The organism is Nocardioides pollutisoli (assembly GCF_040045055.1).
Classification (GTDB): Bacteria; Actinomycetota; Actinomycetes; order Propionibacteriales; family Nocardioidaceae; genus Nocardioides; species Nocardioides tweenelious.
In genome coordinates this window covers 1,949,634-1,960,064 of the sequence record NZ_JBDZDU010000001.1, presented here as the reverse complement: position 1 = coordinate 1,960,064, position 10,431 = coordinate 1,949,634, and the positions used below count along the sequence as shown (strand labels likewise).

The 10,431-nt window shown below is 71.2% G+C and carries 12 protein-coding genes; 8 read left to right on the top strand and 4 right to left on the bottom strand.

From position 1 onward, the window contains the following. Window positions 1-103: 103 nt before the first annotated feature. Window positions 104-436, bottom strand: coding sequence for a GIY-YIG nuclease family protein (locus ABLE68_RS09485; protein WP_348871073.1), 333 nt, complete (start codon window positions 434-436; stop codon window positions 104-106). 160 nt (window positions 437-596) lie between these two features. Continuing rightward, a complete protein-coding gene (locus ABLE68_RS09480; RefSeq protein WP_348871072.1) occupies window positions 597-1,703 on the bottom strand; it encodes a glycoside hydrolase family 3 N-terminal domain-containing protein in 1,107 nt (368 codons plus the stop codon). Window positions 1,704-1,779: 76 nt separating this feature from the next. On the opposite strand from ABLE68_RS09480, the gene ABLE68_RS09475 reads away from it, so the two are divergent. Continuing rightward, entirely contained in the window at window positions 1,780-2,364 is a 585-nt protein-coding gene (locus ABLE68_RS09475; protein ID WP_348871071.1) for a helix-turn-helix domain-containing protein, read from the top strand. Continuing rightward, the gene (locus tag ABLE68_RS09470) at window positions 2,361-3,614 is read left to right on the top strand and encodes an MFS transporter (RefSeq protein ID WP_348871070.1); all 1,254 of its coding nucleotides are present in this window, start codon (window positions 2,361-2,363) and stop codon (window positions 3,612-3,614) included. Before ABLE68_RS09475 ends, ABLE68_RS09470 begins: the two co-directional genes overlap by 4 nt. Here ABLE68_RS09470 and hisC read toward each other — a convergent pair. Both hisC and ABLE68_RS09460 read right to left on the bottom strand, forming a co-directional pair. Continuing rightward, entirely contained in the window at window positions 3,590-4,657 is a 1,068-nt protein-coding gene (hisC, locus tag ABLE68_RS09465) for a histidinol-phosphate transaminase (RefSeq protein WP_348871069.1), read from the bottom strand. The two genes, ABLE68_RS09470 and hisC, sit on opposite strands and share 25 nt — an antisense overlap. A gap of 13 nt (window positions 4,658-4,670) precedes the next feature. Continuing rightward, window positions 4,671-5,228: a VanZ family protein gene (locus tag ABLE68_RS09460; protein ID WP_348871068.1), complete on the bottom strand. Its 558-nt coding sequence runs from the start codon at window positions 5,226-5,228 to the stop codon at window positions 4,671-4,673. Window positions 5,229-5,271: 43 nt separating this feature from the next. Here ABLE68_RS09460 and ABLE68_RS09455 point away from each other — a divergent pair, with 43 nt between their 5' ends. From ABLE68_RS09455 to ABLE68_RS09430, 6 genes are all read left to right on the top strand, one after another. After that, entirely contained in the window at window positions 5,272-6,645 is a 1,374-nt protein-coding gene (locus tag ABLE68_RS09455; protein ID WP_348871067.1) for an amino acid permease, read from the top strand. A gap of 64 nt (window positions 6,646-6,709) precedes the next feature. Next, window positions 6,710-7,138, top strand: a complete 429-nt coding sequence (locus ABLE68_RS09450; protein ID WP_348871066.1) for a hypothetical protein — start codon at window positions 6,710-6,712, stop codon at window positions 7,136-7,138. Window positions 7,139-7,151: 13 nt separating this feature from the next. After that, a complete protein-coding gene (locus ABLE68_RS09445) occupies window positions 7,152-8,489 on the top strand; it encodes a carotenoid oxygenase family protein (protein ID WP_348871065.1) in 1,338 nt (445 codons plus the stop codon). Between the two features lie 151 nt (window positions 8,490-8,640). Next, window positions 8,641-9,051, top strand: a complete 411-nt coding sequence (locus tag ABLE68_RS09440; protein WP_348871064.1) for a phage holin family protein — start codon at window positions 8,641-8,643, stop codon at window positions 9,049-9,051. Between the two features lie 3 nt (window positions 9,052-9,054). Further along, the gene (locus tag ABLE68_RS09435; protein WP_348871063.1) at window positions 9,055-9,540 is read left to right on the top strand and encodes a low molecular weight protein-tyrosine-phosphatase; all 486 of its coding nucleotides are present in this window, start codon (window positions 9,055-9,057) and stop codon (window positions 9,538-9,540) included. Then, window positions 9,537-10,391, top strand: coding sequence for a fructosamine kinase family protein (locus tag ABLE68_RS09430; protein ID WP_348871062.1), 855 nt, complete (start codon window positions 9,537-9,539; stop codon window positions 10,389-10,391). Before ABLE68_RS09435 ends, ABLE68_RS09430 begins: the two co-directional genes overlap by 4 nt. The last annotated feature ends 40 nt before the right edge of the window (window positions 10,392-10,431 follow it).

Genomic DNA, 10,431 nt, shown 5'->3' with positions numbered 1-10,431 from the left:
GTTGCGGGAAGGTAACCGTCTCAGGCGGGATGGTGGTTTCGAGGCTCGCTTCGCTCGCACCTCAACCACCGGCGGCGTCGCGGTGGTTGAGGTGTGAGGCGCGCTAGCGCCGAGCCTCGAAACCACCACCCTCGCCCTGAGCCCGCCGCCGTTGTTCCGAGGGGCGTCGCGACAGATCAGGGAGCGCCGCGAACTCTCCGCGGATCAGGGCCTCGCGCTTCTTCCTGTTCCAGCCCTGGACCTGCTTCTCGTAGTGAAAAGCCTGCTCGATCGAGTCGAACCAGCACGACCACACGAGCTCGACCGGACGGCGGTGTCGCGTGTACGCCGCTCCCAGGTCCGGGCTGTTGTGCTGCCACACCCGCGCCTCCACATCCCAGGTGCTGCCGACGTAGTACGTCCCGTCGGAGCATCGGACCATGTAGGTGTACGGCATCACCCGAGCATGCGGACGTAGGACGACCAGTCGCAACCGCGTCGCTCGAACCTGTGGATGGTGGTTTCGAGGCTCGCTTCGCTCGCACCTCAACCACCGACGGCGTCGCGGTGGTTGAGGTACGAGACGCGCTAGCGCCGAGTCTCGAAACCACTCGACCTCACAACAGGTGCTGGCGCTGCTTGGCCTGCAGGACTCGCAGCGCCGCCGCGTTGACCTTGGCGCGGAAGGCCTTGCTCTGCTGGGCACGGTCGAGGACCGCGCCGTACATCGCGGGCAGGACCTCGGGGTGGACCGTGAGGACGACGTCGCCGCCGGCGCCGATGAACCGCAGCGCGCGGCCGGCCGGGGTGAACTGCGCGACCTGCTGCGCGCCGCCGAGGTCGTCGGAGATCACCACACCGTCGAAGCCGAGGTCGCCGCGCAGCACGGTGCCGATGACGTACGGCGAGAAGGCGGCGGGCAGCTTCGGGTCGAGCCGCTCGTAGTAGGCCGTCGACATCATCATGAACGGCACGTGCGCGTCGACGGCTGCCTGGAAAGGCGCGAGGTAGGGGTCGCGCCTCCGGGTGACGTGGTCGGTCACGCCGGCGGTCGTGTCGGTGTTGCCGCGCACCCGGCCGAGACCGGGGAAGTGCTTGGCCGACGTGGCGACGCCGCCGTCGGCCATCCCGTTGAGGAACGCGACGCCGTGCGCGGCGACGACCGACGGGGTGTAGCCGAACTCGCGCTGGAACTTCCCGATCGGCGGGTTGTGCTTGGCCGCCTTCTTGCTCGGGACGGTGTCCATCACCGGCGCCAGGTCGAGGTTGACCCCGGCGGCGCGCAGCTGGCCCGCCCAGACCTTCGCCGCTCCGCGCAGCGTGCGAGGCGCCCAGGTCCCCTGCTCGAGCGCGCTCGGGATGTCAGAGAAGCCCGGGCCCTGCAGCACCCGCACCTTCCCGCCCTCCTGGTCGGTGGCGACGAAGAGGCGTACGCCGGACGTCGAGGCGGCCGACACCTGGCGCCGCACCGCCTTCGCGACCTTGGCCGGCTTCGTCACGCCGCCGTAGCTCCGTCCGGTGAGCATCACGTTGCCGACGTGGTAGCGCCCGATCTGCGCCTTCGTGGTCCGGTCGACCTGGTCCGCGGGGGTGCCGACCATGAAGAGCTGACCGACCCGCTGCGCCAGCGTCATCCGGTCGAGCGCGGCCTGGGCCGGCGGGGTGTGCGGCGCGACGGCGCCGGTCAGGAGGGCGGCGGACAGGACGAGGGAGGGGAAGAACACGGCCGCGACAGTAGCGGACCTCCACGACTGCAAAGGTGTGTTTGCAAATGAGTCTTTGCAGTCTTACGGTGGCCGGGTGGACCTGACCTCGATCACACCGTCGCCCCAGCAGATGAAGGCGCTGACCCACCCGGTCCGGGTGCGGATGCTCGGCATGCTCCGCATCGACGGACCAGCGACCGCGACCACGCTCGCGGCGCGGCTGGGCCTCAACACCGGCGCCACGTCCTACCACCTGCGCCAGCTCGCGCAGCACGGCTTCGTGGTCGAGGACGTCGAGCGCGGCAACGCCCGCGACCGCTGGTGGCGGGCCGCCCACCAGATGACGACCACCGACACAGCCGGCCCGGCCGAGCCCGAGGCACGCGACACCCTCGACGCCTACCTCCAGTCCGTCGTCATGGTGACCACGGAGCGGCTGCAGCGCTCCGTCGAGGAGCTGCCCCTGCTGCCGGAGGAGTGGCGCGACGCCACGACGTACAGCGACTGGGTCGTCACGCTGACCCCCCGCCGGGCACGCGCGGTCATCGAGCAGCTGATGACGGCGATGCAGGAGATCGACGAGGAGGAGGGCGACGAGGACGCCGCACCGTTCGTGCTGCAGCTCAATGCCTTCCCCTACCCGGGCAAGGTCGGTGCCGGCCACGAGGAGCTGGGATGAGCACCCGGAAGCCGCTCTACGGCTGGCTGACCGCGGAGGCGATCTCGCTGACCGGCACCCGGATGTCGATGGTCGCGCTGCCGTGGTTCGTGCTCACCACGACCGGGAGCGCGACGAAGACCGGCCTGGTGGCGCTGGCCGAGATGCTGCCGCTCGTCGTGCTCAAGGTGCTCGGCGGCCCCGTGATCGACCGGGTCGGCGCCCGCCGCGTGGCGATCACCTGCGACGCCCTGTCCCTGCTCGCCGTCGGCGCGATCCCGTTGCTGCACGAGGCGGGCCGGCTCTCGTTCCCCGTCCTCCTGCTGCTGGTCGCGCTGGCCGGTGCGCTGCGCGGGCCGGGCGATGCCGCCAAGTCAGCGCTCACGCCGGCGGTCGTCGAGGCGGCAGGCGTGCCGATGGAGCGCGCGACCGGGTTGCACTCGACCGTCGAGCGGACCGCCGGGCTGCTCGGTGCCGCGGGCGCCGCCGGCCTGGTCGCTGCGGTCGGCGCGGCCGACGCCCTCCTCGTTGATGCCATCTCGTTCGGGGTCTCCGCGGCAGTCCTCGCCGCCACCACGCTCTCGCTGCGCGCGGCGCGGAGCGAGGACGCCGACGACACCACGCCGTACGGCGCGCGGCTGCGGCAGGGGTGGGACTTCCTGCGACGCGACCGGGTGCTGCTCGGCATCACGGTCATGGTGGCGCTCACCAACCTGCTCGACGCTGCCTACATCACCGTGCTGGTGCCGGTCTGGTCGAAGGAGCTCGTCGGGAGCGCGAACGGCGTCGCGCTGGTGTTCGCCGTCTTCGGCGGCAGCGCGGCGCTCGGCGCGATCTGCGCCGCCGCCTGGGCGGCCCGGATCCCGCGGCGTACGACCTACCTGGTCGCGTTCCTGCTGGCGGGCGCACCCCGATTCGTCGTGATGGCGCTCGACTCGCCGCTGTGGCTCGTGGTCGGCACCTGCGTGGTGGCGGGCTTCGCGGCCGGCTTCATCAACCCGATCCTGGGCGCGGTGATCTTCGAGCGGATCCCCACCGAGCTCACCGGGCGGGTGTCGGCCCTGACCACGGCGATGTGCTTCGCGCTGATCCCGTTCGGCGGCCTCCTCGGCGGCCTGCTGGTGGCCGGGGTCGGGCTCGCACCGGCGATGTGGATCGTCGGCACGGCGTACCTCCTGGTGACGGTGCTGCCGGCCGTCGACCCGCGCTGGCAGGAGATCGACCGGCGGCCGGAGAACGAGGCGTGTCAGGCGAAGGCCGCGGCCACCTGAACCAGGCGGTCGTTGGCCTCGGTCTCGCCGATGGAGACCCGGCAGCCCTCGCCCGCGAACGGGCGGACGGTGATGCCGGCCTCGTCGGCCGCGGCCGCGAACTCGGCCGTCCGCTCGCCCAGCCCGAACCACACGAAGTTGCCCTGCGCCTCGGGCACGTCCCAGCCGACCTCCCGGAGCGCTGCGACCACGCGGGCCCGCTCGGCGACCAGCGCCTCGACCCGCTCGAGGAGCTCGTCCTGCCGCTCGAGGGAGGCGATCGCGGCGGCCTGGGCGATGGTCGAGACGCCGAAGGGCAGCGACACCGCGCGCAGGGCCGCGGCGATCGGGGCCGGCGCGACGGCGTACCCGACCCGGAAGCCCGCCAGGCCGTAGGCCTTGGAGAACGTGCGCGTGACGACGACGTTCTGGTGGCGTCGGTACGTCGCGATGCCGTCGACGGGGTCGGCCATCCGGACGAACTCGACGTAGGCCTCGTCGACCACGACCAGGACGTGCGACGGGATCTTCGCGAGGAAGGCGTCGAGCTCGGTCTGGGTGACCGACGGCCCGGTCGGGTTGTTGGGCGTGCAGACCAGCACGATCTTGGTGCGGTCGGTGACCGCGGCCGCCATCGCGTCGAGGTCGTGCCGGCCGTCCGCGAGCACCGGCACCTGGACCGACGTCGCGGCCGCCGCGGTGATGGCGATCGGATAGGCCTCGAAGGAGCGCCACGCGAAGACGACCTCGTCGCCGGGGTCGCAGAAGGCCTGCACCAGCTGGTAGATCAGCCCGACCGACCCGGTCGCGACCGAGAGGTCCCCGACCGGCACGCCGAACTTCTCGCCGAGGGCGGCGTAGAGCGCGCTGCTGCCCATGTCCGGGTAGCGGTTCATCGCGCCCACCCCGGCCTGCACCGCCTCGACGACACCGGGCAGCGGCGGGTAGGGGTTCTCGTTCGAGGACAGCTTGTACGACGTCATCCCGGGTCGGACCGTCGGCGGCTTGCCGGCGACGTACGGCGGGATCTCCGCCACGTTCGCGCGGGGCTGGGGGGTGGTCATCCCGCCACCCTAGTCAGACGGGGCGGGTCGTCCGCCACGGCCGGATGACCAGCGCGAGGACGATCCCGATGGCCACGCCGACGGCGGCCCCGGTGACGTTGTCGATGACGTCGGTGACGTCGCAGGCACGGTCGATCCGTGCCAGCGCGAGCTGGGTCGCCTCGATCCCGACCGAGTAGCCCGCGAGCAGCACCAGCCCGAGCGGCACCAGCACCCATGCGGCCTTCCAGCGGGCGCAGGCGAGCACGAGCAGGATCCCGGACGGGATGAAGACGACGGTGTTCAGCAAGCGCTGCCCGCCCGAGAAGATCCAGAAGCCGTCGGGCGCGGGTCCGCCGATGTCCCACGAGCAGGTGCTGAGCCGGCCCTCGGCCGAGACGATGCCGGGCGCGCCGTTCGCAGGGATCAGCGTGATCGTGCCGATCACCGCGACCGACCAGACGAAGGCCGCGATCGAGAGGGCGGTGAACCAGCCCAGGCGACGCCGCAGCGCCAGCGCCAGCAGTCCGCACACCGCTCCGGACAGCGCGACGAGGAGCAGCATCACCCCCACGCCACCGACCGGAAACACGCTGTCGAGGTTACGGGGCGGCGTTTGCGGGCACGGATCGGACATGACCACGACCGCGCCCCCGGAGAACCCGACCCTGCAGCGCGGGCTCAAGCAGCGCCACCTGACGATGATCGCGATCGGCGGCGTGATCGGCGCGGGCCTCTTCGTCGGCTCGGGCGCGGTGATCAGCGAGACCGGCCCCGCGGCGTTCCTGTCCTACGCGATCACGGGGCTCCTGATCATCCTGGTGATGCGGATGCTCGGCGAGATGGCGACCGCCAACCCGACCACCGGTTCGTTCTCGGAGTACGCCCGCACCGCGCTCGGCGACTGGGCGGGCTTCTCGACGGCCTGGCTCTACTGGTACTTCTGGGTGATCGTGGTCGGCTTCGAGGCCGTCGCCGGCGCGGAGATCGTCCGCTACTGGATCGACCTGCCGCTCTGGCTCGTCTCCCTGGTCCTGATGACGCTGATGACCGTCACCAACCTCGTCTCCGTGCGGTCGTACGGCGAGTTCGAGTACTGGTTCGCCGGGATCAAGGTGCTGGCGATCATCGCCTTCCTGGTGCTCGGCACGCTCTACGTCGTCGGCATCTGGCCCGACAAGGACTTCGACGTCAGCCTGATGACCAGCCACGGGGGCTTCCTCCCGATGGGCGTCGGCGCGATCTTCTCCAGCATCGTCGTGGTCGTCTTCTCGATGGTCGGCGCCGAGATCGCCACCGTCGCCGCGGCCGAGTCGGACGACCCGGAGAAGGCCGTGGCCCGGGCCACCCAGTCGGTGATCCTGCGCGTCGCGACCTTCTTCGTCGGCTCGATGATCCTGCTCGTGCTCATCGTCCCGTGGGACGACAACGACCTCGGCGACTCGCCCTACGTCGCCGCCTTCACGCAGATGGGCATCCCGCACGCCGACGACATCATGAACGCGGTCGTGCTCACCGCGGTGCTGTCCTGCCTCAACTCCGGGCTCTACACGGCGTCGCGGATGGTCTTCGTGCTCGGCGACCGCGGCGAGGCACCGCGCGTCCTGACCAGGATCAGCGGGCGCGGCGTGCCGGCCGGCGCGATCCTGACCTCGACCGTCGTCGGCTTCCTCTGCGTGATCGCCGCCTACGTCTCGCCGGACACCGTCTTCCTCTTCCTGCTCAACTCGTCGGGCGCGGTGATCCTCTTCGTCTACCTGCTCATCGCGATCAGCCAGCTGATCCTGCGCCGGCGCACGCCTGCGGAGGACCTGGTCGTGAAGATGTGGTGGTACCCCGTGCTGACGCTGCTCGCCATCGCCGGCATCGTCGCGATCCTGGTGCAGATGGCCGTCGGGGCCGACACCCGCTCCCAGTTCCTGCTGAGCCTGCTGTCGTGGGGCGTCGCGCTGGTCGGGTACGCCGTGACCGTGCGCGTCACGCGGGGGCGCACGGCCGCCGCTCGCTGACGGGCGGTCTGGAGCACTCCGCGTTCCGGCGTACGACGGCGCCGGACGGCTCTACGCTCGCGGCATGTCGACCTTCCGCGTGCGCGCCGGCGCCCTGCTCGTCATCACCATGCTGGGGGCCGCGCTCCTGGCCCTCCCGTCGTCGACCGCGTCCGCCAACCCGGGCACGAAGACGGTCTACTTCACGATGACCGGCACCCCGCAGGTGCAGCCGAAGCGGATCTTCCTGACCGCGAACGCCGGGCCCTACCTCAAGAAGCTGACCTGGTCCGGCTGGGGTTCGGACATGGCGATGGCCGAGGGCGTCTACATCAGCGACTGCGCCTCCTGCTCGCCGCCGGAGCGGCGGAAGGCGACGGTGATGTTCTCCCGGCCGATCAGCTGCGGCAAGCACGTCCAGGCCTACTCGAAGGGTGTCGTCACGGTCAGCAAGCCGGACCAGGGCCGCCACCAGCGCACGTTCCGCATCCACATGGGGTGCGCTCCGGAGTAGCGTGGCGATGGCCATGAACCGCTACCTGCAGGACAACTTCGCTCCCGTCCACGACGAGCTGACGGCCTTCGACCTCGAGGTGACGGGCCGGATCCCGGACCACCTCGACGGCCGCTACCTGCGGATCGGCCCCAACCCGGCGACCGACCCCGGCGCGGGCTACCACTGGTTCCTCGGCGAGGGGATGGTGCACGGCGTCCGCCTCGGCGACGGGCGCGCGCAGTGGTACCGCAACCGCTACGTCCAGCCGCAGGGCGACGACTTCCCGCCGAACACGAACGTCTTCGAGCACTCCGGGCGCACGCTCGCCGTCGTCGAGGCCGGCGGCGTTCCGTACGAGCTGACCCACAACCTCGACACCGTCGGGCCGTGCGACCTCGGCACAGTCACCGGCGGCTACACCGCCCACCCGCACGAGGACCCGGCGACCGGCGAGCTGCACGCGATCTCCTACAACTGGGCCCGCGGCAACCTGGTCGACTACTCGGTCGTCGGCCTCGACGGGCGGGTGCGCGAGCAGGTCGAGATCGAGGTGACCGGCAGCCCGATGATCCACGACTGCGCGATCACCGAGCGCTACCTCGTCGTCTACGACCTCCCGGTCACGTTCGACCTCGGCATGGTCGCCGGCGAGGCGCCGCGCCCCCTGCAGGCGACCGACCGGCTGATCGACGCCGCACTGCGCACCGGGACGCCGAGCCGCCTGCCCTACTCGTGGGACGCCGACTACCCCGCCCGGATCGGGCTGCTCCCGCGGGACGGCTCGGGTGGCGGGGTGCGGTGGTTCGAGATCGACCAGTGCTACGTCTTCCACACGCTCAACGCCTACGAGGACGGCACCGACGTCGTCATCGACGTGGTGCGCCACGACCGGATGTTCGCGACCGACTTCACCGGGCCGAACGAGGGTCCGGCGTACCTCACCCGCTTCACCATCGACACGGTGGCGGGCACGGTGCGCGAGCACCGCTTCGACGAGCACAGCCAGGAGTTCCCGCGGTACGACGAGCGGCTCACCGGTCGCCGGCACCGGTTCGGCTACGCCGCCGGCGTGGTCGCCGCGGGCGTGCGCACCGGCGACTCGGTGCTCAAGCACGACGTCGTCGCCGGCACGACCACCTCGCGCAGCCTGGGTGCCGGGCGCGAGGTCAGCGAGTTCTGCTTCGTCCCGTCGGCGCCCGACTCGGCCGAGGACGAGGGCGTGCTGATGGGCTACGTCTACGACCTGGCCGTCGACCGCAGCTCGCTGGTGCTCCTCGACGCCGAGACGCTCGAGGACGTCGCCGCCGTGCACCTGCCCGGCCGGGTGCCCGCCGGGTTCCACGGCAACTGGGCGCCCACCGGAGGTTGAGGAAGGCGTGCTAGCGCCTGTCTCGAACCCCGGAACCCAACGCGGCCACGTCGGCTGCGGGGGTTTCGAGACGGGCCCCACGAGGGCCCTCCTCGACCAAACGGGCGTCGTGTTGAGCGTCGACCGGGCCGAAAACCCCTAGGGTGACCTCGTGGGACTCCTCAAATTCATCGGCTGGCTCGCCACCAACATCGTTGCTCTGGGCGCGGCCTGCGTGATCTTCGACGGCATCGGCTTCACCGGCTCCTCCGGGTGGGACGAGGTCACCGACAACTTCTGGGGCCTGGTGTTCGTGGCGCTGATCCTCGGCATCGTGAACTCGTTCGTGAGTCCGATCATCAAGTTCCTGTCGATCCCGTTCATCATCATCACGCTCGGCCTGATGCTGCTGGTGATCAACGCCCTGATGCTGCTCTTCACCGAGTGGCTGGCCGGCCTGTTCGACATCGACTTCTACGTCGACGGGTTCTGGAACGCCGTCGGCGGCGCCATCGTCATCACCATCGTGACCTGGATCGTCGGCCTGATCTTCGGCGACGCCCAGGACACCCAGGTGGTCTGAGGGTTGCTCCCGGCGGCCCGCTCCCCCGGTCGCTACCGCATCGAGCTCGTCTGCCTCGGCAACATCTGCCGCTCCCCGACGGCCCATGTGGTGCTCGAGGCGCGGCTCGCCGAAGCCGGCCTCGACGAGGTCAGCGTCACGAGCTCGGGCACCGGTGACTGGCACGTCGGCGGCCCGATGGACGAGCGCGCCGCGGCGACGCTGACCGCGGCGGGGTACGACGCGAGCCGGCACCGCGCGCGGCAGCACGACCCGGCGTCGAACGCCGACCTCGTGCTCGCCATGGACGCCCAGAACCTCGCCGACCTGGGCGGCCCTAGCGACCGGGTCCGGCTGTTCCGCGACTTCGATCCGGTCGATCGCGGGGGCGACGTACCGGACCCGTACTACGGTGGGCACTCCGGATTCGAGGAGGTGCTCGCGATGGTCGATCGCACGGCGGCAGCACTCGTCGACGAGCTGCGAGCCCACAGGGCCCAGGACTCGTGACCCGGCAGCCGCTGGTCGCGCAGCGCGCCGAGGACCTCCTCGGCACGGCCGTCGTCGCCACGGCTCCGATCGCCGGTGGTGACATCGCGACCGCCACGCGGCTGCGCCTCAGCGACGGCACGACCGCGCTGATGAAGACGCTGCCGCACGCGCCCGCGGACTTCTTCCATGCCGAGGCTGCCGGCCTGCGCTGGCTGGGCGAGGCCGGTGGCGCGCAGGTCCCCGAGGTGCTCGGGGTCGACCAGGAGTGCGTGATCATCCGGTGGGTCGAGCCCGGCAAGAACTCCGTCGACGCGGCCACCTCCTTCGGCCACGAGCTGGCCGCGACCCACGCCGCCGGAGCCCCCGGCTTCGGCCTCGACCACGACGGCTACATCGGCCGGCTCCCGCTGCCGAACAAGCCGACCGACACCTGGGCCGAGTTCTACGCCGTACGCCGGGTGCTTCCCTACCTCAAGGTCGCCTTCGACCGTGGCGCCGCGGAGCCGAGCCACGTCGCGGCGATCGAGGCACTGGTTCCGAAGCTGCCCGACCTGCTCCCCGAGGAGGCGCCGTCGCGACTGCACGGCGACCTCTGGAACGGCAACGTCCTGTGGGGCCTCGACGGGCACGTCTCCCTGATCGACCCCGCGGCGTACGGCGGCCACCGCGAGGTCGACCTCGCGATGCTCGCGCTCTTCGGGCTGCCGCACCTGCCCCGCGTCCTCGACGCCTACCTGGAGGCCGCACCGCTGAGCGACGGCTGGGAGGACCGGGTCGCGCTCCACCAGCTCTTCCCGCTGCTGGTCCACGCCTGCCACTTCGGTGGTGGCTACGCCGCCCGCGCGGCCGACATCGCGGCGAGGTACTAGTGGTTGCCCTGGTGCTTCTCAGTCCCGGTTCAGGCTCGGC

Bases quoted from the DNA above. Each gene is read 5' to 3' on its own strand.
- ABLE68_RS09485 (WP_348871073.1), bottom strand. From the start codon at position 436: ATGCCGTACACCTACATGGTCCGATGCTCCGACGGGACGTACTACGTC.
- ABLE68_RS09470 (WP_348871070.1), top strand. From the start codon at position 2,361: ATGAGCACCCGGAAGCCGCTCTACGGCTGGCTGACCGCGGAGGCGATC.
- hisC (WP_348871069.1), bottom strand. From the start codon at position 4,657: ATGACCACCCCCCAGCCCCGCGCGAACGTGGCGGAGATCCCGCCGTAC.
- ABLE68_RS09455 (WP_348871067.1), top strand. From the start codon at position 5,272: ATGACCACGACCGCGCCCCCGGAGAACCCGACCCTGCAGCGCGGGCTC.
- ABLE68_RS09450 (WP_348871066.1), top strand. From the start codon at position 6,710: ATGTCGACCTTCCGCGTGCGCGCCGGCGCCCTGCTCGTCATCACCATG.
- ABLE68_RS09445 (WP_348871065.1), top strand. From the start codon at position 7,152: ATGAACCGCTACCTGCAGGACAACTTCGCTCCCGTCCACGACGAGCTG.